At 39.2% G+C, this 25,674-nt stretch carries 20 protein-coding genes; 12 read left to right on the top strand and 8 right to left on the bottom strand.

Translation table 11 applies throughout. The annotated features are described in order from the left end of the window. Window positions 1-36: 36 nt before the first annotated feature. The 4 genes from D0T85_RS14525 to D0T85_RS14510 all read left to right on the top strand — a co-directional run bounded on the left by D0T85_RS14525 (window position 37) and on the right by D0T85_RS14510 (window position 4,720). On the top strand, window positions 37-1,908 hold the full coding sequence (locus D0T85_RS14525) for a DUF2207 domain-containing protein (protein WP_163214242.1): 1,872 nt from the start codon (window positions 37-39) through the stop codon (window positions 1,906-1,908). Between the two features lie 55 nt (window positions 1,909-1,963). Then, window positions 1,964-2,731: a 5'/3'-nucleotidase SurE gene (surE, locus tag D0T85_RS14520; RefSeq protein ID WP_163214241.1), complete on the top strand. Its 768-nt coding sequence runs from the start codon at window positions 1,964-1,966 to the stop codon at window positions 2,729-2,731. Further along, window positions 2,728-3,876: a lipid-A-disaccharide synthase gene (gene lpxB / locus D0T85_RS14515; RefSeq protein WP_163214240.1), complete on the top strand. Its 1,149-nt coding sequence runs from the start codon at window positions 2,728-2,730 to the stop codon at window positions 3,874-3,876. Before surE ends, lpxB begins: the two co-directional genes overlap by 4 nt. Before the next feature lie 97 nt (window positions 3,877-3,973). After that, entirely contained in the window at window positions 3,974-4,720 is a 747-nt protein-coding gene (locus D0T85_RS14510) for a NigD-like protein (RefSeq protein WP_163214239.1), read from the top strand. On the opposite strand, the gene D0T85_RS14505 is transcribed toward D0T85_RS14510, so the two are convergent. Genes D0T85_RS14505 through D0T85_RS14485 form a run of 5 tightly spaced genes read right to left on the bottom strand, consistent with a single transcriptional unit; the run spans window position 4,717 to window position 11,863 of the window. Then, window positions 4,717-6,387 (bottom strand): hypothetical protein, encoded by a 1,671-nt coding sequence (locus D0T85_RS14505; RefSeq protein ID WP_163214238.1) that lies wholly within the window; start codon window positions 6,385-6,387, stop codon window positions 4,717-4,719. The two genes, D0T85_RS14510 and D0T85_RS14505, sit on opposite strands and share 4 nt — an antisense overlap. 15 nt (window positions 6,388-6,402) lie before the next feature. Then, a complete protein-coding gene (locus D0T85_RS14500) occupies window positions 6,403-8,409 on the bottom strand; it encodes a fimbrial protein (RefSeq protein ID WP_163214237.1) in 2,007 nt (668 codons plus the stop codon). Window positions 8,410-8,412: 3 nt separating this feature from the next. Further along, window positions 8,413-9,792 (bottom strand): hypothetical protein, encoded by a 1,380-nt coding sequence (locus D0T85_RS14495; protein WP_163214236.1) that lies wholly within the window; start codon window positions 9,790-9,792, stop codon window positions 8,413-8,415. Window positions 9,793-9,810: 18 nt separating this feature from the next. Next, on the bottom strand, window positions 9,811-10,698 hold the full coding sequence (locus D0T85_RS14490; protein ID WP_163214235.1) for a FimB/Mfa2 family fimbrial subunit: 888 nt from the start codon (window positions 10,696-10,698) through the stop codon (window positions 9,811-9,813). A 31-nt stretch (window positions 10,699-10,729) separates the two neighbouring features. After that, window positions 10,730-11,863, bottom strand: coding sequence for a hypothetical protein (locus tag D0T85_RS14485; protein ID WP_163214234.1), 1,134 nt, complete (start codon window positions 11,861-11,863; stop codon window positions 10,730-10,732). Between the two features lie 606 nt (window positions 11,864-12,469). Between D0T85_RS14485 and D0T85_RS14480 the strand changes: the two genes are divergently transcribed. Then, a complete protein-coding gene (locus D0T85_RS14480) occupies window positions 12,470-13,111 on the top strand; it encodes a Fic family protein (protein WP_239060731.1) in 642 nt (213 codons plus the stop codon). Window positions 13,112-13,266: 155 nt separating this feature from the next. On the opposite strand, the gene D0T85_RS14475 is transcribed toward D0T85_RS14480, so the two are convergent. Both D0T85_RS14475 and D0T85_RS14470 read right to left on the bottom strand, forming a co-directional pair. After that, a complete protein-coding gene (locus D0T85_RS14475; RefSeq protein ID WP_163214233.1) occupies window positions 13,267-14,685 on the bottom strand; it encodes a RagB/SusD family nutrient uptake outer membrane protein in 1,419 nt (472 codons plus the stop codon). An 18-nt stretch (window positions 14,686-14,703) separates the two neighbouring features. After that, window positions 14,704-17,658: a TonB-dependent receptor gene (locus D0T85_RS14470; RefSeq protein WP_163214255.1), complete on the bottom strand. Its 2,955-nt coding sequence runs from the start codon at window positions 17,656-17,658 to the stop codon at window positions 14,704-14,706. A gap of 324 nt (window positions 17,659-17,982) precedes the next feature. Between D0T85_RS14470 and D0T85_RS14460 the strand changes: the two genes are divergently transcribed. The 7 genes from D0T85_RS14460 to D0T85_RS14430 all read left to right on the top strand — a co-directional run bounded on the left by D0T85_RS14460 (window position 17,983) and on the right by D0T85_RS14430 (window position 23,954). Continuing rightward, window positions 17,983-18,285, top strand: coding sequence for a hypothetical protein (locus D0T85_RS14460; RefSeq protein ID WP_163214231.1), 303 nt, complete (start codon window positions 17,983-17,985; stop codon window positions 18,283-18,285). 106 nt (window positions 18,286-18,391) lie between these two features. Beyond that, entirely contained in the window at window positions 18,392-18,691 is a 300-nt protein-coding gene (locus tag D0T85_RS14455; protein ID WP_163214230.1) for a hypothetical protein, read from the top strand. Window positions 18,692-18,697: 6 nt separating this feature from the next. Beyond that, the gene (locus D0T85_RS14450; protein WP_163214229.1) at window positions 18,698-19,147 is read left to right on the top strand and encodes an N-acetylmuramoyl-L-alanine amidase; all 450 of its coding nucleotides are present in this window, start codon (window positions 18,698-18,700) and stop codon (window positions 19,145-19,147) included. A 1-nt stretch (window position 19,148) separates the two neighbouring features. Continuing rightward, window positions 19,149-19,391: a hypothetical protein gene (locus tag D0T85_RS14445; RefSeq protein ID WP_163214228.1), complete on the top strand. Its 243-nt coding sequence runs from the start codon at window positions 19,149-19,151 to the stop codon at window positions 19,389-19,391. 45 nt (window positions 19,392-19,436) lie between these two features. Then, window positions 19,437-20,081, top strand: a complete 645-nt coding sequence (locus D0T85_RS14440) for a DNA cytosine methyltransferase (RefSeq protein WP_163214227.1) — start codon at window positions 19,437-19,439, stop codon at window positions 20,079-20,081. 1,313 nt (window positions 20,082-21,394) lie between these two features. Then, entirely contained in the window at window positions 21,395-22,585 is a 1,191-nt protein-coding gene (locus D0T85_RS14435; RefSeq protein WP_163214226.1) for a DUF6266 family protein, read from the top strand. Window positions 22,586-23,060: 475 nt separating this feature from the next. Beyond that, window positions 23,061-23,954, top strand: coding sequence for a hypothetical protein (locus tag D0T85_RS14430; protein ID WP_163214225.1), 894 nt, complete (start codon window positions 23,061-23,063; stop codon window positions 23,952-23,954). Between the two features lie 309 nt (window positions 23,955-24,263). Here the strand turns inward: D0T85_RS14430 and D0T85_RS14425 are convergent, their stop codons facing one another. Next, window positions 24,264-25,427, bottom strand: coding sequence for a site-specific integrase (locus tag D0T85_RS14425; protein ID WP_163214224.1), 1,164 nt, complete (start codon window positions 25,425-25,427; stop codon window positions 24,264-24,266). Between the last annotated feature and the right edge of the window lie 247 nt (window positions 25,428-25,674).

Raw genomic sequence — 25,674 nt, 5'->3', positions numbered from 1 at the left:
ACGGAGTAGTAGTAATTTTATTTGCAAAAGAATAGGATGTACAAAAAGACAGTTGTTTATATAATTATTTGCATACTGAATATAACTTCGTTAGCATCAAAAGAAGATGATGTTCAGCAACGTGCCGAAATATCGGATTACGATGTAGATGTCATTATCCATAAAGATGGTAAAATTACAGTGACCGAGTCTATTGTTGTATATGCTGATGGTTGGGATATTAAAAAAGGTATAGTAAGAAGTTTGCCCTTGTTTCGCCAAACAGCTTCGGGTGAAAATGTTAAAGTACCAACCAAAATTCTCAATATAATGAGAGATGGGAATAAAGAAGATTTTCATATTGTAAAAGAGAATGAACGACTGGATATATTTATTGGTGATAGTGACAGGCTACTTGAAGAAAGGTGGCACAAATATGATATTGTTTATGAAACTTACGGGCAAATAGGTTTTTTTGATGATTATGATGAGTTGTATTGGAATGTAACAGGAAATGATTGGATTTTCAAAATCCATAAAGTAACAGCCCGAATACAAACCCCGCAAAATGCAACAGTAATTTCTGCCAATGGTTATACAGGGAAATATGGCGAAAAAGGTTCTGATTATACAATTGAAGAAAATAATGGGATAGCACTTTTTCAAACAACAGGCCAACTGAGAAACAAAGAAGGCTTTACCATAGCTGTGGCTTTTACTCCCCATATTATAAACAGGGCTATGGCTGACAAACAATCAAAAAAAGAAATTGGATATCTGCTAAAAGATATTGGGAAAGTAGCTTTAATTGTTATGATTGTTTTTTGTGTATTAGCTATTGTTTATTACAGCAAAAAAGAAAAAAAACTTAATAAGTTTTATTTGGATGAAGGAATCTTACCAGGAACGATGCGTTACTTCTATAGTGGAAAGTTTGATAAAGAAGGTATTATTGCTTCATTGTTAAATATGGTAATAAAAGGCTATGTGAAACTAACTAAGGAGGGCGAAAAAACGTATCTGGAAAAAACAACGAGCAATACCTCTACACTTTCATGGGACGAACAGTATATTTATAACCATATATTCTTAAATAGAGATTTCAAGATACAGTTGTCTAATTCATTGCTCTCCCAGATTGGTGCATTAAAAAAACAATTAGACAAAGTTAGCCCTTTTTATTGGAGCAAAAAAATGCGATTAATGGGTGCATTAATGCATCTTATGCTTGTTGTTTTTTATGTCCTATCTGTGGTGCAAACCTTTGATAGTACATCTACTTATTTTAAAATTTTAGCATTAATCGTTATCTTGTTTGATCTTTCGATGATTCTTCATTTGCTATTTAATAAAATAGGTGACTTTTTTTGCGTTTTAACAGCTATCTCTTTTATAATTGCAATTCAATGGAATTCTGCACAGTCAGAATCATATTATTTAGATAATTATTCAAGCTCTTTTATGCTTAAGTTGTCTTTAGTATTAATGGCTTATGTTTATATCTTGTATTGGAAATCTAAAAACAACAGATCGATACTGAAGGAAAGGGGAGATTGGTTTAAAAGGGATCTGAAATCAAAAATTAATTTTGCAAAAACAGAGTCAGACGAAGACTTGCCCTATGCTATAGCAATGGAAGTTAACAAACACTGGATACGCAGGTATGGATACACGAATTATAGAGAATTTATGCGGATGACCATCTATGAGGAATATAGTAAGGAGGAACAATATACGCTTTTAGACGGATCATCAGAATCACCATCATCGTCATCAAATGATGATGAATCGGATTATTCCTCTGGTTCCTATTCATGGAATTCAGGGAGTTCCTCCGAAAGAGATTATTCAGAAAGTAGCGACTCTTCTAGTTCATCAGATGGATATTCTGGTGGCGGCGGCGGTGGCGGTGGTGGTCATGGCTGGTAATTAGAGAACACAATATGAATCAAGAGTTACTTAATTCTTACTATTTATTAAAATAATGAACAAAAACAAACCATTAATCCTCGTTTCCAACGACGACGGGGTTACAGCAAAAGGTATCAACGAATTAATAAAATTTCTTCAACCACTGGGCGATATTGTAGTTATGGCCCCTGATTCACCTCGCTCGGGTGCAGGATGTGCATTAACAGTAACCCAACCGGTACGCTATCAACTTGTAAATCAGAAACCGGGATTAACCATTTACTCCTGTTCCGGATCGCCTGTAGATTGTATTAAACTTGCCCGCAATACAGTGTTGGATCGTGAACCCGATTTAGTGGTAGCCGGAATCAATCATGGAGATAACTCAGGAACCAATGTTCACTATTCTGGAACTATGGGAGCTGTATTCGAAGGCTGTCTTAATGGAATACCTGCCATTGGATTTTCATTATGCAATCATGACAGTAATGCAGATTTTAGTCACACCGAAAAATATGTTCAGGAAATCACCAGCATGGTATTATCGGGGGGACTTCCTTCGCTTATCTGTTTAAATGTGAATTTCCCCAACACTCCGGATATTAAAGGTATCAAGGTTTGCCAACAAGCAGTTGGACGTTGGATGCGCGAATGGGAGCCCTGCCCCAGAAGATTCGACGATAAGTATTTCTGGTTAACCGGAGAGTTTGTTTGCCACGAACCCGAAAACGATAAAACAGATAACTGGGCACTGGCCAATGGATATGCTGCTATTACACCTACAAAACTGGATGTTACAGCTTATGAATTTATTGATGAGTTGAAAAGCAGGATTTTATGAAATACTACCTCATTGTTGGTGAAGCCTCAGGCGATTTGCATGCATCGCACCTGATGTCTGCTTTGAAGCAGGAAGATCCGGAAGCTGACTTCAGATTCTATGGTGGCGATTTAATGGCTACCGTTGGAGGAACATTGGTAAAACATTACCGTGAACTTGCATATATGGGATTTATTCCGGTATTGTTGCATCTGCGCACAATCTTTGCCAATATGAAGTTGTGTAAACAAGACATTCTTCAATGGAATCCGGATGTGGTAATTCTGGTAGACTACCCTGGGTTTAATCTCGACATAGCAAAGTTTGTACATTCTAAAACCACTATCCCGGTTTATTACTACATCTCGCCTAAAATATGGGCATGGAAAGAATACCGGATAAAGAACATTAAACGAGATGTAAACGAAATGTTCTCGATTCTTCCTTTTGAGGTAGATTTCTATAAAAAACATAACTACCCTATTCATTATGTAGGTAACCCTACAATGGATGAAGTTACAGCTTTCAAAACCGAACACAACGAATCGTTTCAGGATTTTATTACACGCAATAACTTACCAGATAAGCCTATTATTGCCATACTGGCAGGCAGCAGAAAACAAGAAATAAAAGATAACCTGCAGAAGATGCTTGATGCAGCTTCGCAGTTTCCATCGCATCACTTGGTATTGGCTGGCGCACCGGGAATATCGCCTGAGTATTACCAGGAATTTATTGGTAAATATAAAATAGATATCATATTTAATCAAACTTACTATTTATTGCAGCAGGCAGATGTTGCATTGGTAACCTCGGGCACTGCCACACTCGAAACAGCCTTATTCAAAGTACCTCAGGTTGTTTGTTATTATATTGCTGCCGGAAAATTAGTTTCCTTTCTGCGAAAGTTGGTATTAAAGGTGAAGTACATATCTTTAGTAAATCTCATTGCCGGAAAAGAAGTTGTAAAGGAACTTGTTGCCGATACCATGACTGTAAAGAATATGCAAGAGGAAATCAATCTTTTAGTGAACGATAATCAATATCGCTCGAATATGTTAACTGGTTATGAGGAAATGAGCGAAATACTTGGAAAACCAGGTGCTCCTTTACATGCTGCTCAAAAGATGGTGAAATTTATTAAAAAAAGAAAGATTAGTTCTTAATAAATCGAAACGGAATGCAATATTCCTGCTTCTCCTTTGTTTATTAGATGTGAATGAAATACATGTATATTTATTAAAAATATAGGGAGAAAACGAGATGAAAAAACTAAGCCTTTACCTTTTAGCAGTACTTTTTGCGATTGTAACCCCATTTACGTTACAATCATGTGATGATGATGACGATATTTACTTTATTGTACGAATGGCTACCGTTAATGTAATTAGCGGAGATACATTTTCTTTGGAAACCGATAATGGTGAAAAGTTATGGATAGCAACCCCCACTAATGTATATTGGTACAAGCCGGTAACAGGGCAACGTGTACTCGTAAAATATACTATACTCAGCGATGAGTATCAGGGCTACGACCATATGATTAGCTTGGATTATATATCGGATGTTCTAACCAAAAGTGTAGAAGAGCTTACCGAAGAAAATGAAGAAGAATATGCTAACGATGCGGTACATATAGAAGATATGTGGATAGGTGGTAATTACTTTAATGTACAATTCAGGTTCTGTTTGCCTAATCACTACAAGCACCGTGTAAGTTTGGTTGAAAACACTACTGCCGAAAATCCGGATGATGGCTATATACATCTTGAATACAGATATAATACCTACGACGATGTTACAAATGTATGGGCCAGAAGCTTAGTATCTTTTAATTTGGGCGACTATGCACCAGCCGAAGCATCGACAGAGTATAAAGGAATAAAAGTAACCATAAACTCTGCCGTGAATGGTACAAAAACTTATTCATTCGACTTCAAAGAAAACGCAGATAATAAGAGAATAGAAGACTCGGAAGAAATTAATCCAACTGAAGGTAAAGTTGGTTAATTTGCAAGAGTTACCCGAGCTGTGGTGAACAATTCGGACTCCAGTTCAAGCACCTCGTTGGTTGTAGAACCGGTTGTTCTGAAATGTACCACATGCTCTCCGGCATTCCTTACAATATATTTATAACGAAAAGCTCCCGGTTTATTGTAATCAAAACTCAATTTATCCTGATTGGTATAATCCAGATTGGGTGTTAATGATAGTGTTGTAACAAACATCTCCATTGGAAATAACTTACTGTTTATATTTGTTGGAATGGTAAAACGGAGTTCAACCTCTTTGTTGTTTACCGCAGGAATTGCAGTCGGTGTTACATGCACATCTTCGAAAACAGAAGGTTGCCGGAACCTGAGTAATACTGTACGGCGAAGTTTTCTTCCGTTCTGCGTTGCTGTAAACACCAGTCGTGCCGTATAAATTTCGTATTGAGGCACAGTGCCAACGGTAGTAGCTTTATAGTGTGCCTGCCCTGGGGTAGTAGTTATTACCTGACTCAACAAGTTGACTACCGGGGCATTATCATCTTGTTCTAACTCAATATGTACCATTGTATTGTTTTCGGTATCGGTTGCGATATTGGGCACATAGCTGAAAGATATGGTAAATTCCTGATTGGGTTGAACAATCGTTTTCATGGTAGTTTCTACCTTTAATGCTGCATATCCATCGGATATTGCAGTATAATCCTGTAACAAAACAGAATACAACAAGTTGTTAGATGCCGGACTGTTTATGGCTTCGTGAAGGGTTTTAAGGCCGGGTCCTGCAATCTCAGTAACTTCTATTATGTAATGATAGTTTCGTGTAATGTTGTATAGCTCTTCTTCTCCTTCATCTATTATATCAATTTTATAGTATGAGTATTCTGTATCAGTATCGTACTTCCCTTTTAGAATTATGTAAAGGGGAGTATTGCTGGTTACATTATGTCGTTCGTAACAGTGTATTGGTTGCCCTGTTTCAACAAAATCCGATTCCAATATGGTTTGCAAACTACCTTTGGGAGACTCGCATACCGCACCTTCCACAAAAGCGAAAGAAGTTGTATGGAAAGGCGCCACTGTTCCATAATCGTAATAATCGCCCAATGCAAATTGGGCATTGGTAAGTTCAGGGTATGATGAACTAGACTTTGAATTGTTGATTACCGAAATCTTAGCCATGTTGCACAAAAGCCCTATTGTATTAGGAAACGCATTTTGCACAATACCATCAACCAGTTCTACTCTTTGCCAGTATGCTGTTTTTCCATTGGTAACCGATAAGCCTGTAATAACTTCATTTTCGTGTTTACCTATGTTGCGTACATCCGAGAAAGCCGACCAATCGTAGTTACAAACAAAGTGAATGATTCGTTTTCTTTCATCCTGAGGTAACTCTGTATCAGTAGGAGATAACTGTACAGTGTATTTCCCCGGAGTGGCTGTGGGTATGGCTTGTGCACGGGTAAGGAAGTGCCCATCCGGATCGAATACAAGTACATATAGATTGGTTATTGTACCTGTTTGAATAACTTCACGGGTATTTATAACCTCTTCGGTGGGAATATCAATATTAAAGCTAAGGGTACAAGTGCCGGCTGGTGAGGGAGATTCAGGAATCTCTTCACATCCGGTTATTGCCAATAACAATGTAAATAGAACTATGGTATTTAGGGTTTCTTTCATAACTTCTTTGTTAAATTAGTCTTTCCAAACATCGTGTACACAACGAACGGAAGCACTTACAAAACCAGATTCGTAGCGTGTTCTTACCACTTCGCCGGTGGTTACCTGTACGCTGTGGTAATAGGTGTAACCATCTGATTCTACTCCTTGCTGGGCAGCCCACCACAGCCCCGAATCGGACACCGCGGGTATAAACAGATCTTTAATTGCACTGTTACCATCTCTCTGTAACCGTGAAATCAGTAACATTTCGGCTACTGTGGGAATTCTCCATGTGCCTGGCCCGTAGCCACCCTCCATATAGTTGGCACACCTGGTTTGGGCGGTAGTGTAACCGGTACTGATGGAAGTAATGCCGCGTTGCGATGCTATGACAAACTTGGGCGATACCATACGGCTGGTATCGGGATCTTTTTTTGTTACAGGCTGCCACACCTCTAATGTGCTGTTGTATTCGGTAGTCATAAAGTCGCCACCAATCACAAAATCATCATCTGCATTTACCGATGTTGTGGTAACGGTGTAAAGATTAAAATTCTTCATAGTGCTGTTACCATTACCATCGTTACTCCAAAAGGTGGTGAACCCCGCTTTGGTATACCACGCAAAGTCAATATCACTCAGATTGGAAAAGATGGAGGTAATATACTGTCGTGGGTATTGAATAACGTACACATCCTGATAAAGTCCTTTGGTGTTGCGCACACGAAACTCCATCATTGTTGGCACATAATTAACAGGTACAGGCGACGAAATATCTATATGATTTGTAGCCTTATTCACCGTTACGGTGGGGTAGCGTATATCATTTTTATCTATTACATCTTTACGGATGGTACCCGACGAGAGATAGGTGTAATGAAAAACCTCGCCCATTTCTACACTCACAGGCTGGCTTGAGATGTACTGAATAGACTTTTGGGTAATGTCGTGCATTTCCACACTTGTTTCGGAAACTACCAGATAATCATATTGGCTAAGTTTTGTCACAATATTGCTGGTTGTCCAGTCTTTTATTTCAAAATCGGGCGTGAGTTCTATCATCTCGTCCGGGTCCAGTCCTCCCAATGCACCTATATTAACTTTAAAGGTGTAGATGTAGTTCCGTTTTAAACAGAAGTGCTCATCCTCTTCGGCCGATGGTACAATGTAGTTAAAAGGTATCCGGTAGAAATAATCCTTTGGCTCTGCACCACCTGTGTTCTTATACCATTTTACGCGAATGGTAATATAACTTTCCTGCGAGTCGCCATACTCCCAGTTATTTGCATACGAATAAAATGGGTCAGCATCAAACTGGGCTTTTCCACTGCCCGGTATCCATATCGGTCGGTATTCCGATCGTTTGTAATCGCCTTGTTCTACATTATACAAAGGTGCTTCCTGACCAAGTGATGTTTGTTCAAGGTAATTGGAGATGCGAACATGTGCTTCGACCGGCGTGTATCCGTTAACGTTTGCTCCGGTAATAATCACTTTTACTTTTGATGCCGCACGGTTAAGAGATACCTCGCCAAGGTTGGTGTTGGCAGTTGTGAGGTTATCTACAGATAAAATTCCATCCATCAAAAAGCTTGTTTGAGGAACAAACGGATAAGGATTAAAATCCTGTGCAGCTCCATGTACGGTTTCTATCAGCTGATTATAAGCTTTTCCATTAAGGGTGTTTCGTGTGAGATTACAATTGGCCACAACATATAGTTTGATGTTCTGGTCTGTAATCTGGTTTATAACAGAAGTTGGAACGGTGATTTTTACAGTTGATCCTACTTTATCTATTTGAGATTCTGATGGATAAAACAAACATTGGCCTGCCTGATTGAAAAAGAAAACATCGAGGCGTTGAACTGTATTTTCATTCAGAGATTCTTCACCCGGTGTCGATCGGGTAGTGGCATTCTGGTCGGTATTTATAAGTGAAAACACCACAGTTTGCCCATTGGTTTCATTTATATCGCTTACATTATCGTTTGTGCAGCCAGTAAATATGAAAACAAAGAATAATATGAGTAATTGTTTCATTACTTAATAAGGTGTTTGTATAATGGTGTATCGGCTTTTTGTTCCTGTTGATTGATTAGGCAGATTGAGTTCTACGTTGTTTATACCGTTATTGACTGTAATGTAAAACTCCGTCTTAATATCGTTAAGCTGGGTTTCCCGGCGGGGCTTTATCCGGATTTTATATTCGTAACCATCGCGTGCAATACCACCGGATACTGCTTCATGGGTATTGTCGAATATAAAGTCAATATTATTGGTGAGCGTTGCGGTCCATGTACAGCCTTTGGGGCGCAGCAACGTAAAATAAAACTCAGCATAACCATCGCTATCTATCCGGATATCTGTTCCGTTTATGTTAGTATTGGTTTCCCAATGCCTTGAAAAGGTAATGGCTGTTTCTTCAAGAAATTCTGTTTCTGTTCCTGCATCTAACCATTCTGCCACTTGGTAGTTAATTTCAGGAATGTATATCGTTTCTCCTTCTGTAACAATGGTTGCTTTTATAATATAATGGTTGTTACGTTTAATAGTGTAATCTTCCAGATCGAGATTTTCTCTAATGGGTATATAATACAAAACTTTTCTCTGTTTGTATTCTGCTTCCAGTTTTAGCGATAATGCCATGTCCTTATCGGCTACATTGGTCAATAGATATTCGGGTATAATGTAACTCTCCAATAAACGGGTATAGGCCGATTGATTGGCAGATAGCTTTAAGGGCGAATCATATACCAATGGAGTATCGAATTGCTGTGAGTTATATGCTTTGGGTATAAGATATTCGTACTGAGGTACATTGGTGATTGATATCTTATTTATAGTTATTTCGTCATTAGCTACCGGAGTATTCTTGCGTACAGCAAAAGTTACTTTAGCAGCCATTCTTTCCAAGCTGATAGTGACAGAATTATTCCAATTAACCCCACCATCTACACTTGCTTCTCCGTATTTGTTGCCTTCGGATGCTGCACGGATTAAAGCCCTGGTCCATCCTATAGCCGGCAGATTGGTTTGTGTTGTAGAATCATCTACCGGTTCGGCAACAGGTAAATCCTCGCTATTAAGTATTAATGAAGAAATTGCAGAATGATGCTGTATGGCTGATAGCTTTGGAGTCAAAGCAGATGGCTCATTCAAAACCACATAAAAGTTAAGCTGTCCAGTACGTACCGAAAGTTTATAATCGCCAGATGCTTCGCGTTGTGCCAGATATTCATTTATCAATACCTGTCCGGATAGTGCATCGGTTGCAATAATACGTACTTCGGTCATGGTTGGATCGAGCGAACGTGTTGCGATGTTCATGTATACTTCCTCGTAACGACCCTGTACCTCTTCTTCGGCACAAGAAGAAAAGAGTATCATAAGCGAAATAGTATATAATATCAAAATCCGTATCATGTTTTTGCCATTAAATGCTTATCGGGTTTCAGGATCAACGTTGTTTACAATCCATTCGGGTAATTTTATTTCTACACCCACATCAGTAAATTCAAACAGTATCGGAACTGTAGCTTCGTTCTTATCATCAACAGATATCTTATTATCGGCCATATATTGTTTAAGATCGACCTTGCATTTCGATATCCCGTTGTTGTCTTTCAGATTTATAATCACCGGGTTATCATCCCCGAAGTTGAGCGTTTGGAAAAGAATCTGGTGTACACGCCAATCGGTGTTATATTCCGTTTCCGGATAATAGGTAGTGGCATAGGGCATTGCAGATTTCATTTCCATATTATATTGAGGCATAAGATTATGTGCCTCAATTACCGGCCATTTGTTCGGAGCATTGGACGCCGACATGTTGCGTACAAATATCTCCATATTTATATGGGCTCCGCAAAACCTGATATCGCCTTCAGCAAATCTTTTCTCAGGGATTTCAAGTTGATAAGAGCCGTAATATAAATGGCTGTTGGTTGGTATTTGCCGGTCGGTAGTTAATGAAGAATGATGCAACCTGCCAACCAGTAATGATTCGTGGCCAGAAAGTTGCTCATTGTGCTGATTTATGTTTCCCCAACAAATAATCTGATAGTTTCCCGATGCAAGTGCTAAAGTTACTCCCTGAAAATTCATCAGGTCGTGTTTACTTAACTCGCGGGTCATAACCAGTTGTTGATTCTTATTATAAACCATCAATGTAACAAAGTGTATATTGTTTGCAAACATAGCAGGATCGTTTGTATCGCCCAGGTAACTAAAGGTAAGCCTTGCAGTGGGACAATCACTTCTGTCCTCTCCCAAACACGAGCTGAGTATGAGGCTGATGCAGCAAAACAATATGCACTTTATTATTTTCATATTCTATTTGGTTAATATATACAATACAAGTTTATACTTCGGGAGTAACCTCATGAGATGTCCAGTTGGCAACTTGAATGTTTATACCAAGATCGTACGGACCTTTTTCGGGTTTATCGGTAATATCTTTGGCATTAACAGGAATACCTTTGTTGCCAACTCCCATTTTATATACATTGTGCCCTTCCATAGCCTGTATATAACCAGCATCTTCTTTAAACTTAGTGTAGGTAAGGAAACCATACTTGTATTTCAAGTGATTATCATTGGCATCAATCTCGTAGTACTTTTCTTTCAATACCACTTTTACAAGTAAAACTAAGTGAGGCACATTACCTGGGAACACATGGAAAGCATACGCTTTACTGTTGTCGGCTTTAACAACTTCGCTGCTTCCAAGATTCATATATTCTACTGGTGTATACGCGTTGGGGGTAATTGTACCAACTGGAGTAACCGAACCAATGTTAGCACCCGGGTCGTTTGCCACAGTCAGCCCCCAGATAGCATGTCCTTCCGGATAAAGTCTTGGCGTGGCTCCCATATATGTTTCGTAGAAGTTGTTTATGTAAACAGCTACCAGTTCCACACTTTCAACCCCTTCGCCGGGAACAACAGTACCAACCTCAATACGGGCAGTGATGGCCTTTAGAGAAACTGTGGCTTCTTTATAAAGATGTCCGTCGCCATTGGTATTTGGCTTATCTGCAGGAATTCCTTCGCCCATCAATGTTTTACCATTAAGTTGAGTTTTTCTGTGTTGACTTTCAACAGTATAAGCAAAATTCTTAATGTCGTTTTCGGTTGCTAAATCTGTAATTGTATTTCCTACTTTATTAGCCACTACAATAACACGGTTTACCTGTGCCGGTACTTGTTCAATACGTTTCGATTTTTGAATAAGGTCATTAGCATCGAATTCTACACTTCTTTCAACTACCTGACCGGTAAGAAGAAATACGGTAACATCGTCTATACCTGTTTGAGCACCACTAGTGCTACTACTAACCGGATCTTCTACGCTACGGGTATACTTTACATTGTCGGGTAACCTTACAATAAGTACATTGTCTTCTTTACCTGTTAGGATATCGTTCGATGAGTCGCTGCAACCTGTCATACCAATTGCAGTTAAAAGCGAAACCGCTAAAAATAATTTTTTCATTTGAATAATGTTTGATAAAAAGATATTTGATTAATTAGCTTGTTGTTCACATTGTGAATTTCTAATGCAAAGTAACTTCGGAAATAAATGAGTATTATTATTTTGAAAGCTACTTTTATTTATTAAATAGGCACTTTTGCGGTTTTTCGATAAAAAGTTGGGAGTTTAGGCTAGAGATGAGGTGTTTTAGCCTGCATTATTCATATTTGGTTCAAATCAGATTAGAATTGAATAAAAACACAGAGGCACAGAAACACGGAGCTTTTCCTTGTGCTGAACACGGAGGCTTCGCTTTTGTTGTACGGTATAAGATGCTGCATACATCTCAGGGAATCCCTTTGAGATTCAATTTGAATAACCAGAATTTTACCCCAAGGGTAATTGCTTGTGAACTCTTTTTGGTTCAAATTTATTGGGTAGTTTTACCCTAAAGTATTTACCCAAAAGAACTACCCGAATGAAAAAATAAGCTTTAACACCTTAACCACCGACCAGATTACGGCAATTCTTGATGGTAAACCAGTAGTAGCGCCAATCAACGAAGTGCAAGAAATACGTAATGCCATTAAAGCATACGAATTACTGGATAAATTAAATCCGAATAGCATGAAAGACTTGCTAAAAGCACATCTCACTATGGAAGCAGGCTTAATAGATGATGCCGGTCGATTTCGGATGAAAGGTGTTGGAGTGGCATCTGGTGAAGATATTATTCATTATGCTCCACCTGCCGAAAGAGTGCCATATCTAATACAAGATTTATTCGACTGGTTAAATACGTCTGAAGAGCATCCGCTAATAAAGAGTTGCGTATTTCATTATGAATTCGAGTTCATACATCCGTTCTCAGATGGCAATGGACGTACTGGAAGACTTTGGCAAACACTTATTCTCAGTAAGTGGCGTCCAGTATTCCAGCACCTGCCAATTGAAAATATTGTCTATAAATATCGTAAGGAATATTATAATGCTATTGCCGTGAGCGGTGGAGAAAATGGTTGTACGCCATTTATTGAGTTTATTTTAGGTGTAATTGAAGAGACACTACAGACAGAAAAGAAAGCACCTGCAACTCGCGACAAAATACTGGAACAAATGCGTAATAATCCTAAGATTACACGAAATGAGCTTGCTGCCATTCTTGATTTGACTCCAGATGCAATCAAATACCATCTTCAGAGGATGACAAAAGAAGGTATTATTACCCGCAATGGTTCAGCTCGGAATGGTTATTGGGTTCTAAATTAAAACTCCCCACTCATTTAAATCTTTATGCTCACAAAAAAACTTTTCATGGTGGGTTTTTGTTATTGTGGATTGACGCATCAAAAAGATGGAACTCAAGAAAAGAGGCTGTCTTTTTGAAGACAGCCTCAAATAGGTTAAATCAATGATAACTAGAATTAATATTTCGGATTCTGTATCAAAAGATCCGGGGCAAGATCAATCTCATCCTGTGGAATTGGTAAAATAGTACGATAGTCATCGTATGTAACTTCTCCCACACTTGAGTTTATAACAGATTTTTTATTTCTCCAATAATCAAAAGCCATACTATTTTCAGCAAATAATTCGATTCTACGTTCAAATAGAATTTCATCAAGTGTGATGCTGGTTACATCTGTATAATCGGTTATACGATTCTTCCGGAGCGTGTTTATATATGAAACAGCTTTTGTGTCATTACTCGTTTTTAATGCTGCTTCTGCTGCAATCAAATATACATCAGCCAAACGAATAACTTTCGGGCTATTTGTGTAAAGACTATTGTCACGACCCGGATATTTGGCCGGATAAATTCCTGGGAAGTTGCCTTCCTGACGTACTGCCAATTCAGAACGTACATCTTTTGGATTTTCCTGAAGATATGTTAAAAGTTCTCCTCCTTCAACAAATGCACATTCACCATAACCTTCAGCACTACAGTAGTAACCCAATGAATTACGTTGTGGATTATATAGTGTTGTAACTGTAAGCTCAAACAAAGCTTCACTAGTGTATGTTTGTGACCATACTTTTGTATAATCCGCAATTGTATAAAGTGAATATAGCGTACTGGCCATTACTGCCTCAGCATCTGCCAAAGCCTCAGTATTACTGCCATTATAAAGATGTACACGGGCACGAAGCGCCAAAGCAGCCCAATAGTTAATACGTCCATTAGTGGTCGCTTTTGAAAGAAGCGGAAGTGCTGTTTTAAAATCTTCAAGAATCTGATCGTACGTTTCTTTTAGCGTTGCTCTTGCTGCTTTGTGTCCTGGTGGATATGTTTCTGTAGAAAGTACAATGCCTGAATTTGCAGCATTTACATCTTTGGCAGATGTGGGCGGATTACAATATATTCTGGAAAGTTCAAAATGTATTAATGCACGCCAGGCATACAATTCACCGATATAGTTATCGTATTCTTCCTTTTCACTTTCGGAAACATTCAGGTTTGTAGCTGACTCTAATGCCATATTTACATTGGCTAATGCTTTGTAATGAAAGAAATATCCACGAAGTGGAAGCTCGTCATATTTTGTTACGCTATAACGTGATAGAGGACCTGCGTGATTTTGATTACTTAAAGCTTTGAAATCGGCACCTTTAAGATCCGCATAGATACCATAATCGGATGCATACGTCATACGAACAGTAATATTACTATTGTTGGTGGATAGAAAATAAGCTACCCCATTAACAGCATTCCTTAAATCAGTCAAAGAAGTGATTGCCTCTCCAGCAGGAAGTCCTGTGGATGGAGATTCATCAAGGAAATCGCTACAGGCAGTGAACATTATACTAGCCACAAGACTAAAAATTATATATATTCTTTTCATATAAATATCTCTTAATAATTAAAACTCAAAATTGAGACCAAATATAAATGATTTAGTTGCCGGTGTGTCGGTTGTACGATAACCGTTAATATCAACATCTGGATCTATATTATCGGTTGCACAGTAAAGCATAAATGGGTTGCTCGTTTTAAAGAATACACGCAAATTGTTAACATAACGTTTCGATATAGGAATTGTATATCCTAAAGTTATATCACGCATACGTATATTGTCGGTTGAGCGAATTGTACGTGAAGAAAAACGGTCCGAACGGTAAGGATTAAGATAAATAGGTTTCGGATGAATAGCATTATCTCCCGGTTTAGTCCAGTAATTGCCGGCAACTTCACTATTCATATTGAAACTTCCAAGACGCATACCATCACTAAATGTAAGGAAATAACCAGTGTAATCAAACAAACTAGCTCCACTTTGGAAAGAGATCATGAAAGATAAATCAAAATTCTTATACCTGAATGAATTTGTAATACCCCCCATCATATCGGGTAAAGCTTTACCTACAACAGTTGGTGAAGCTTGGCTGTAATAATTGGTGACATTGCCATCTTTAACAAGTTGTCCGTCAATAACAGCATCCCGATTATTCAAAGAAGGGTCAATGTAGAACTCTCCTAAACCTGTTTCCGAATTTACCCCTAACCATTGAGGCAGATGGAATGTGTGCATGGATTCACCTTCACGCAGTAAATACATATTTCCGTCACCATACATAACATCATTTCCATTGGGCAAGGTATTGATTTTACTGCTTTGGAAACTCAGATTGAAATCAGTTGTCCATGTAAAGTTCCTTGTTTGAATGTTTGTTGAGTTTATGCTGATTTCAACGCCTGTGTTTTTTAACTTACCCAGATTTTGAATGTTTGAACTAAATCCTGTAACAATGGTTGTTGGAACAGAAAACAACAAATCTTTTGTCAATTTATTATAATATTCAACAGATAAAGATACTCTGTTAAACAATGTCCAGTCAATTCCGACATTAAAACTGTTTGATTTTTCCCAACCTAATTTACTGTTTCCGGCATTGCCCCAGAAAATAGCACTTTCATCACCATATCCGGCACTGAAAGAATATGTGGCAAGATTTGAATAAAACCCTGTTGGCAGGTTACCGTTTGTTCCATATGAAAGGCGAAGTTTTAAATCACTGAACAGATCATTCCCTTCCAGAAACCCTTCCGAACTGATACGCCAAGCACCGGAAATAGACCAGAAGTTGGCCCAACGATTGTCAACTCCTAAACGTGAAGAACCATCTCTACGGAAACTCCCTGAAAAGTAGTACTTGTTGTCAAAGTCATAATTGGCATTTGCCAGATATGACATAATATTGGCTCCATAGGTAGAACTGCTGGCACCACGTGGTTGTCCGGAAACCAATTCGGGTAATTTGTCTGTTGAATATTTATCAGCAGATAGAGATACATACAACAGATCGCGGGCTTCTACTTCATAACCCACTAAAGCGCGAATGTTGTGTTTGTCAAAACTCCGATTATAATTAAGAGTAGACGATGATGTCAACGTTTTATTGGTGAAATTTGATCTGTATCCCAAACCACCATGAACAGCTCCGTTTACACTCTCAGATGCCCAAAACTCACGTTCTTTGTTGTCAATATAATCATAACCAAAAATAGTTTTGGCTGTAAAGCCATATGGAAGAGTTACTTCTGCTTCAACATTTGTTAAGCTACGAATCATATCCGAGTTTACAGTTTCTGCTCTGGGACCAGTGGCTTGCCCAAGCATTAAGTTTGGATTTGATATATTGGGAGAAATACCAGCTTGGGGATTGTATGAACCATCTTCCAGTTTGTTAACAGCAGTAGGATCCATTGAAAATAAAATAGATAATGGAGCAGAAGAACCAAAACCTTGAGACTGATCGTTCTGATCACGGAAACCAGCGGTATTTGTAAAGGTTATCATCTGTCGAAGTCCAACACGTAACCAATCTTTAGCATAGTGATCCAAATTCAAACGTCCACTAAAACGTTCAAATTCACTTCCTTTCACTATACCGTCAGTTTTGTTATATCCAAATCCAGCGTAAAACTTAGTTTTGTCATTTCCACCACTCATGGATATCTGATGGTCTGTAGCGAATCCTTTTTTATAAACCTCTTTTCTCCAGTTAGTGTTTATATTACTATCATAATTCCAAAACCATTCAGGAACTTCTTCATCAGTAGCAACGGCAGCTTCACTTTCCGACAAACCTTCACGCACAACAAAGTAGTTTTTAATACCATGCCAATAATACTCTTTCATCTGTTGTGCACTCATCGGTTTGTATTGGCTATTTACAGCTATATCTGTCCAACCGGTTTCCATATTATATGAAATCTTGGTTTTTCCAGCTTTTCCTTGTTTTGTTGTAATAATGATAACACCATTTGCTGCACGCGATCCATATAGAGATGCGGCTGCCGCATCTTTTAGTACAGTAAGGTTTTCAATATCTTCTGGGTTAATTGAAGATAAAACCGATTGTGATTTTAATCCAGAAGTAAGATTGGATGTGTCATCAGTAATGGCTACTCCATCAACAACATATAAAGGTTGGTCTGAAGCACTATACGAACTGATACCACGAATGAGGATTCGTTGATTAGAGCCCGGATCACCTGTAGATCCTCCAATACGCACTCCTGCAACTTTCCCCTGTAGCGATTTTACTAATGATTCTTTTTGGCTTGCAATTTCTGCTGATCCGACAGTTGATGCAGAACCTGTAAATGACGCTTTTTTCACAGTGCCATAAGCAACTACCATAACTTCATCCAGAATTTGAGAATCAGGTTTCAATACAATTCTCAAATTAGGTTTTATTGCTATTTCCACATTTTGCATCCCGATATACGACACCTGCAAAGTCTTTGCAGAACTTGGTAAAGTAAAAAAAGACTCAAAAGGAAACTGGCGTGAAATAGAAACAATAAACATCAATACTATAGACACGCAAGACTCATTAATGCATCTATATTTCAGAATGATAAACCATTACTTTATATTCCGCTACAAGGAAACCGGAGTACGAAAACACGAAGCTAAGCGGGTAGAGTTGTTTAATATTTCTCAATCAGACAAAAACTATAAACCTATAAAATTGACCTATTCTAAAGATTCAGGAAAAATGGATAGGTTTGTACATAATTATCTTGTAAAGTTATCCGAAAAACATCCCGAATTGATAAAAGAAATTTATGAGATTCACAGAGTAATGACAAAAGAGTATAGGTTAAAGGTAAAAAAAGAAAACACTTCAATATGACAAGAAAAGAAAAAAATGATGTAGTAGAAAAGACACTCAAGGCATACAAAGACTATGTATTAAACTTACCCGAGAGAAAAGAAAAAGAACAAAAGATAAAAGAATTCATAGATGCGGTAAAATGTTCTTTAAAAGAAAAAAGAATAGGGTATATGGTATTTGAATCAGATAAAAGTATTTGGGTATCAATTGGTAGAGACGCAATATTGAGTTCTAAGTTGCTTAAGATAATCTCAACACTAACCTATACAGTAGGGCTGAATTTACAAGGTACAATTACGATAAATATAACAAAATAGAAACATGCTGCCGGGCAACTGTATAAAAAAACCTCTACCCCGTAGGGGTAGTATATTTAAAAGGTGCAAGGTGGAATAATTATTAATAATATAAATTTACATTAAAATGGACGAAAAATTAAATGCTTACGACTTAGAGGCACAAGACAATGTAACGTTATCTTTTATTCGCAGTTGGCTCTCAAGTCCAAGCGAAGCGAGAGAATTTATTACAATTAGCTTCTATACATTTGATGCAATAGTAGAAGCATGTAATTACTTAGAATCAAGCCCAGCGGGTTTATTAGAGGCAAAAGTATATACCGGAACTATGAAGCTAACAAGGCGCGCAGTTGGCGAAATGTCTCTTTCTAGTGTCCTGTACACATCAGGTGCAGATGCGCGTTTTTCATTACAATTAAGTTAAATTAACATGAGAAAGATAAGCGAAATTATTATCCATTGTTCCGCTACATATCCATCACAGGATGTATCAGTGAAAGATATTGACACATGGCATAAGGCGGCTGGGTTTACGGAAATAGGGTATCACTTTGTGGTAACCCGGGATGGCGAGATATGCTCTGCCCGGGTATTAAGTAAAGTAGGTGCGCATTGTAAGGGACACAATACGGGCTCTATAGGAGTGTGTTATATCGGTGGGTTAGATGCAGATGGAAAACCGTCTGATACTAGAACGAAATCTCAAAAAGAGTCGCTATTACAGCTTATTGAAATGCTAACACGTTCTTATCCTGTGAAAAACATCTACGGTCATAACGAGTACTCAAACAAGGCATGCCCTTGCTTTGATGTGAAACAGGAATATGAGCACATTATAAGAGAATTGCCAAGAAAAATGTACACAATAAAGTTTAAGTAAAATGAAACGGTATAAAACAAACAAAGAATGTTTAAGAGATTTGGAGAGTGTTCGCCTGATTTACGTGCGTTGTGGTGATGCTCCTCTCAAAGTATCAAAAAAAGCAGTGCGGGTAGAGTTAATGGAAACTCCGTACGATATAGAATATTATATAGGAGAGTCGTCTAACGGGATAAAATATTTACTTATATGTGAAATGCTATACAAAATACAACCGCCTATTGTAGATACTTATCCATATTAACAATGCGGCGGACAACAGTATATAAACCTTTAAAAATGAATAGAAATGAATAAAAGAATATTAGTAGCATGTGAATATAGTGGAGTTGTGCGGGATGCCTTTTCGAATGTCGGGTGGGATGCTTGGAGTTGCGATCTACTTCCAACCGAATCAGAGCAAACTAAAAAAGAAGGTAAGCATATAATGGCAGACGTAAGGCTAATACTTGCCGATAGCTGGGATTTAATGATATGTCACCCTCCATGCACCTATATAACCGTTGCAGGAAATCGACACATACCAGGAAACCCCGATAGATGGAAAAAGCAATATGAGGCTATTGTATTCGCTTGGGAATTGTTTAGCGCAAATGTACCGCATATTGCATTAGAGAATCCTGTAGGAGTGCTTTCGACTTATATTAGAAAACCGAATCAGATAATTCAACCTTACGAGTTCGGGCATTCAGAAAGCAAAAAAACCTGTTTGTGGTTAAAAAATCTCCCCGAGTTGAAACCTACTAATATTTTAAAACTCCCCGAGTGTGGGTATTGGGACAATCAGACCGAGGGCGGTCAAAATAAAATTATGCATAACGGGAAATGGTTAGCGTTCAATGACCCCCTTACAGCGCATTTACGAAGCAAGACATACACAGGGATAGCGCACGCAATGGCAGAACAATGGAGCCAGTATTTAATGAAGCAATAATCAAAGCTGAATAAAAATGAATAGAACGCCCGGGAAACCGGGCGTTTGTTGTTATGTGTGTCCCATCGCGGCGGGCCGCGAGGCAAACGGGCATGCGCAACACGTGTCCCGCCCGGTTTCCCCTGCGGGGTGGTTGCCTGTGGGGGCAGGTACGGCACTAGCAGCGCTGGCGCACAGGCGGTTGGGGCGGGGTGCGCTCCCACTCCACAACGCGCGGTTGCACCCAACACCAAAAACACACACTGCGCTGCGCTCCGTGTGCGTAGTTGGTATTGGCAGCAACCGCACGTTGTTCCGTTCCCGGCACCCCGCCCCAACCGCCTGTGCGAGGCTTAGCCGCAGCCGTCCCACACCCCCACCGTCACCCACCCCGCAGGGGCTCCCGGGCGTGTGGCGGGCTACCGTTCACAAAGGTAAAGGTTAATATTGTACGGTTGTGAATGTTAAATTTAACACACTTGCATGTCCGCACATTTTACCACATACAACACTGGTTGCCAGTGTGGTAACACTGGCGTAGACAACGTCTTGCAAAACCACCTGTAACCCGCATGGATAAGGCGTTTCAGTGGTTTTCTAGGGTCTAATGTTGTTTTGAAAATGCACACCTGTTTTTGTATATACATTTTACCCGGCATTCGCCCGGCCTCCGTGCCGCCCGGCTGAAATACAGCCCGGCTCATGTATTCAAAGTTACACTATATACCGCCCCGTACCCAACGGGCGTTGGCTGTCAAGTCTCCACAAAGCAAAACCGGGGTGGGGCTTTATAAGGTAGCCGCAAGCGGCTGTATTGTAGCCGCCCCGTGGCGGCGCGCGTCCCCATCTGCGTGTCCCCGTGCCGCCTGCGGCGCCTCGGGCCCCCTTGCCGTGTACGCACGCCACCACCCCCGGCACCCCCCGTCTGTGTGTTGTACCGCTTGCAGCGGTCCAAAACACAGCCCCCTCGGCTGAAAGTCCCCTGCGGATAGTATTTTATTACTATATTTGAAAAACATACGATTGTCGCCCTTGTAAGGTGTGGTTTTAGGGTTTGCGGGTTCGAGTCCCGGGTCAACTTTCGGTTGTAGCCTTATCGATGATTGTAGTTATAAACGCGTAACAAATATTAAAAAATACTAAAGGAGACCTCTTTGTTCTACTTTCTTTTTGATCTCTACCGGAGTGAAACTCCTATCAATTTGTAAACAGGTCCGTTTCCCCTGCGTTCGCTCTTCGCTCCCGGTTCGCTCTTGGTTCGTTCAAAGTAAATTTGCACCTTTGCCTATCGTTAGAAGCTATGTCTATTTATTAAACAATCAATTTTATCTATCATGTCAAGAGGTAATATGTTTTTAGGCCGCGCACGCGGTAAGGTAGGAGATGTTGTGTTTTCAGTCTCTAAAGGGCAACAAACCGCACGCGCATACGTGTCAACTGTAAACGATGCTAAAACCGAAGCACAAGTAGCGCAACGGGCAAAGCTGGGTAATGTAGTGGCAATGTATCGCGCGTTGCGTAAGTTCATGAAAAAAGGTTTTGAAAGCAAACCTGCTAATCAGTCAGACTATAATGCATTTGTGTCCGCAAACATGAAAGCAAGCCAAGTGTATTTGGATGCAGAGGTTACTTCATCGGGAGGCGGTGTAGTCGCTCCGTACATCATCAGTAAAGGCACATTGCAACCCATCGAAGTGCAAGAAACCGCATCCGGGCTCTTCGTTTCCGATATCGCGCTCCCGGCCGGGTTCGCTATTACTGCTGCTACCACGATTACGCAATTATCTGCGGCTATCGTAAAAGCTAACGGTGATTGGGACTATGGCGACCAATTAACGATTGTACGGCTCGACCAGTACACAAATGTAGATAACGGCTTCCCTTACATTTCGTGCCGTCTGTATGAGTTTACTGTAGGCGCTGATAGTCGACTGTTCTACTCGGTGTTCCCTGAAACCGTAAAAGCCGAAAACGGTCTATTACAGATTTCTGACAGCGAATTTATTGGCGGGATAGCAATAACCCAATCGCGCTTAGAGAATGGCAAAATACGCGTATCTCCCGCATCTGTATTGCTATCTATGTCAGACTCTATTTACAGCCAGTATGCAGGTGATGATGCACGTACAACGGCTGTTATAACCAGGGGTTACAATGAACCCGTGTTCCTTGACCCCGGAGCATCCGGCAAGTCAAGTTCATCACAGCCTGTTAACAAGCCAATGACGGTTGCAACCGTAACGCTAGGCTCAACAAACCTACTAACAGAGGATAGCAATGTTGACCTAGATGCAGGTGTGAAACTAACGATCACAGGTGTTAACCTTGACCCGGGAATGATCGTATTTGAGAATAGCAACGGTACAGTAAAAACACTGTCGGAGGTTGTTTCGGCTCCTACAACGTCTACCGCTTCACGTTTCGAGGGTATTATTGACTCAAACCTCTCCGGAGTTGTTAAAATGACCGCAGGCGATAAAGTTGTACGAACTTGGACCGCTCCGTGGATTGACCCAACAGCATAACGCACATTAACTTAAGTTGCAGGCGGTTGATGTGATAGTTTAACCAGCCTGTAGCTTAAGCTATGAAAACAATAATCATTATTAATTTACATTTCACTATGACAAAACCTAGCAAAAAATCAATCTTCGTAAACATCATTGTAGCCATCCTGTCTGCCATTACAACCGCTTTGGGCGGGGGTGCTATTTAACTAAATAAACGTTTAGTTCCGTTAACGTGATTTAAAAGGGGTGCCAATTCGGTGCCTCTTTTTGTTTATCTCAAAATTGGGGTAGATATTTGCATCGTGGTAGAGATAACCGGGCAATGCTGAGGAGCAACCCGCTAACGGTATCCACGACGGAACGCATGTTCATTTACTTAGGCCTTATAAGCCGTCAGCCGGGTGCGGCTGGCTCATAGCTTATAAGGCCTTGCTTGTAACATACGCTCAAACAGTAAAAACTCCTCCAAGCAAATTTAAGTAAATGATATATGAATCGATGTGTCAACATTGACTGGTTGCAACTGTATTGCATTGCACCCGGTCCGCCTCAATTAGTCATTCAGAGCCTTACCCACCAGGGTTATACCGTGAATCTCCGCAAACACGGTACTCGTCATTTCCGTATGCTTTACGATGTCTGTACAACCGATTCAGAACCTTATTTAGAGGTTCAGGCAGACCCATTTTCCTTAAAATCTCAAGGAGGTATATTCTTGCAGGGGGCAATGCTCATCAAGCTATCAAACAAGTTCTGTTACGAACAAAACGCAGTATCAAAACTCTGCGACCTGCTGCTCACTATCAATATTGAAATAAAATCCATCTCCCGCTTAGACATCGCGTGTGACTTCCAATATTTTGACAATGGAATGAAACCAAGTACCCTTATCCGCAGATTCTTAAAAAACGAATTGTGGAAAATAGGTGTAACAAAATTTACATTAATAGCCAATCAATCACAAAACAATATAAGTCCCGAATATTTACGTTTTGGTTCCGGTAATTCTGCCGCCTCTGTCTATTTATACAACAAAACCAAAGAGCTCACCGAGGTTAAAGAAAAGCCTTGGATACGGGATGCATGGTCCGAAATGGGCTACACAAAACCGGATGTTTGGCGTTTAGAATTGTCGCTAAAATGCGATGCACGTCACATGATACAATACGAGGATACTGTAATAAAAACATCATCCGGTTGGTACAATCAAAACACAGGTGAGGTATTTGCAGAACTTGGTACATTAACAAAAGGTACAAATATCACACAAAACAACAATCGCCCTTGTTATAAAGCGTTAAAGCCAATTTGGATATCTCACTTAAAAACGTTATCTTTCGTATACCAAAGATATACAGAAAGTATACACAAAACAGGCGGGTGACTAGTAATCTCCCGCCTGTTTTGTGTTTTACAACTACTCCTTTTATAGCATTCTCAAGGGCTCTTTTTGTTAAATAGTGGTTACCACTATATCTTCAACGGTTACCATTAATACCCTCAGTGGTTACCACAAGTATGTTTAATGGTAACTATTATACCTGATAGTAGTAACCGTTTTCAAGTTGAGATAAGCGTGGAAAATAACGCCCGGTTGTATACATGTAGATTGGTTAATAGTTTATAAAGTTATGTTCGCTAAAAAATAGTACCGCATCCAAAACATTACACAAAAACTTTGCGGATGTTTGTTTTAACGCCCATTAAACACCTTTTCCAGTTCCCTCACCAACGTCATATCCATCACTGTACTATACACCTGTGTTGTTTTAACATTTTTATGACCCAGTATTTTTTGAACCGATGTTATGTTCACCCCATTATATATTAATAAGGTAGCATTGGTATGCCGGGCTGTGTGGAACGATATATGTTTTTGTAACCCAGCCATTTTGGCTATTCTTATCAAATCCTTATTAACATTAGAGTTATCTTTTAAACTAAAAAATGCCGGAAGGTTATCCCAATGCTGTTTCAACAAGTTGAGACATTTCCCTTCAAAAAGTAAATAAAGAGGTACACGCACCTCTATTTTTGTTTTGACCGATTTATAAATCAACCATAAGTCTTTCCCCATCATTACAAAATTACTGCTTTCCAAACTAATAAAATCCGAGTACCTGAGTCCTGTATAACAACAAAACAAGAACGCATCCAGTATTTTTTTTAGTTTCACCCATCGGCTATTAAATTTCAGATTCTCCAAAGCATCTAACTCTTCGGGCGCCAAATAGCTATAATGGTTCTCGCCCGTTTTTATTTTATACTTGCGAAACGGATATTGTTCCTGAAGTATTAATTCCTGATTGATGGCCACATTTATATATCGCTTAATATGTTTCATGTGCTTTGCTATTGTGTTAATATGATAGCCTTTTTGTACTAGGAAATGTTCGAAAGAGCAAATGCAATCATAGTTAAGATCGGACAGGGAGAGATTTTCACGAAATTGCTTTAAAAGCTCAATTGTTGAAAAATGGTTTTTCTTTGTACTATCTTTCAAACGCGCCCTTTGTGTCTCCTCGTGACAAAAAGTAATAAACGAGTCTTCATTGCTTTGTTTATTAATAACCTCTTTCAAAGCTTCCAGTGTAATTGTTTTACCTTGTCGCCAAATCATAAGTTCCTTGCCTTCAATAAAAGCAATATAATCATAAACCATCTGGTTAAGCGCATCAGCATTTGGGTGATTTATAATTGTTTTGTTTTTAGAGTTCCATTGGTCAGGCCTTAAATACACATTTGTGGAGAAATATTTTTTCTTGTTGCGCAAAGAAGCCTCAACTTGTAGTAGTGCAGTTCCTTTTAAATTTAGTTTTTTCTTATTAAATACCAAATTGTAAATAATCTTATTCATGTTATTATATTTTGATTGTGTAGATGAAGATGATAATAAAGAAGCTACCAACTCAGATTTAGTGTCTACCAACTCAGATTTAGTGTCTACCGACTAAAATTTGGTAGTAGCAACAAAGAAAGATGAAACTACCCAAAAAAAGGAGGTAGTAACTACTAAAAAAAAGACAGACTATATAAAACAAGAAATATATAAAACTCTCCCCCTTAATCCCCCAGAGGGAGAGAGAGTGAGTGCGAGAAACCAA

Origin of the sequence: Bacteroides sp. 519 (assembly GCF_010500955.1) — a bacterium.
In the GTDB taxonomy this organism is placed as follows: Bacteria; Bacteroidota; Bacteroidia; order Bacteroidales; family Bacteroidaceae; genus Bacteroides.
The sequence above is the reverse complement of the archived record's forward strand: the minus strand, read 5'-3'. Positions and strand labels throughout refer to the sequence as shown.

Coding starts and splice junctions, on each gene's coding strand:
- D0T85_RS14525 (WP_163214242.1), top strand. CDS start 37: ATGTACAAAAAGACAGTTGTTTATATAATTATTTGCATACTGAATATA.
- surE (WP_163214241.1), top strand. CDS start 1,964: ATGAACAAAAACAAACCATTAATCCTCGTTTCCAACGACGACGGGGTT.
- lpxB (WP_163214240.1), top strand. CDS start 2,728: ATGAAATACTACCTCATTGTTGGTGAAGCCTCAGGCGATTTGCATGCA.
- D0T85_RS14510 (WP_163214239.1), top strand. CDS start 3,974: ATGAAAAAACTAAGCCTTTACCTTTTAGCAGTACTTTTTGCGATTGTA.
- D0T85_RS14505 (WP_163214238.1), bottom strand. CDS start 6,387: ATGAAAGAAACCCTAAATACCATAGTTCTATTTACATTGTTATTGGCA.
- D0T85_RS14500 (WP_163214237.1), bottom strand. CDS start 8,409: ATGAAACAATTACTCATATTATTCTTTGTTTTCATATTTACTGGCTGC.
- D0T85_RS14495 (WP_163214236.1), bottom strand. CDS start 9,792: ATGATACGGATTTTGATATTATATACTATTTCGCTTATGATACTCTTT.
- D0T85_RS14490 (WP_163214235.1), bottom strand. CDS start 10,698: ATGAAAATAATAAAGTGCATATTGTTTTGCTGCATCAGCCTCATACTC.
- D0T85_RS14485 (WP_163214234.1), bottom strand. CDS start 11,863: ATGAAAAAATTATTTTTAGCGGTTTCGCTTTTAACTGCAATTGGTATG.
- D0T85_RS14480 (WP_239060731.1), top strand. CDS start 12,470: ATGAAAGACTTGCTAAAAGCACATCTCACTATGGAAGCAGGCTTAATA.
- D0T85_RS14475 (WP_163214233.1), bottom strand. CDS start 14,685: ATGAAAAGAATATATATAATTTTTAGTCTTGTGGCTAGTATAATGTTC.
- D0T85_RS14470 (WP_163214255.1), bottom strand. CDS start 17,658: ATGTTTATTGTTTCTATTTCACGCCAGTTTCCTTTTGAGTCTTTTTTT.
- D0T85_RS14460 (WP_163214231.1), top strand. CDS start 17,983: ATGACAAGAAAAGAAAAAAATGATGTAGTAGAAAAGACACTCAAGGCA.
- D0T85_RS14455 (WP_163214230.1), top strand. CDS start 18,392: ATGGACGAAAAATTAAATGCTTACGACTTAGAGGCACAAGACAATGTA.
- D0T85_RS14450 (WP_163214229.1), top strand. CDS start 18,698: ATGAGAAAGATAAGCGAAATTATTATCCATTGTTCCGCTACATATCCA.
- D0T85_RS14445 (WP_163214228.1), top strand. CDS start 19,149: ATGAAACGGTATAAAACAAACAAAGAATGTTTAAGAGATTTGGAGAGT.
- D0T85_RS14440 (WP_163214227.1), top strand. CDS start 19,437: ATGAATAAAAGAATATTAGTAGCATGTGAATATAGTGGAGTTGTGCGG.
- D0T85_RS14435 (WP_163214226.1), top strand. CDS start 21,395: ATGTCAAGAGGTAATATGTTTTTAGGCCGCGCACGCGGTAAGGTAGGA.
- D0T85_RS14430 (WP_163214225.1), top strand. CDS start 23,061: ATGAATCGATGTGTCAACATTGACTGGTTGCAACTGTATTGCATTGCA.
- D0T85_RS14425 (WP_163214224.1), bottom strand. CDS start 25,427: ATGAATAAGATTATTTACAATTTGGTATTTAATAAGAAAAAACTAAAT.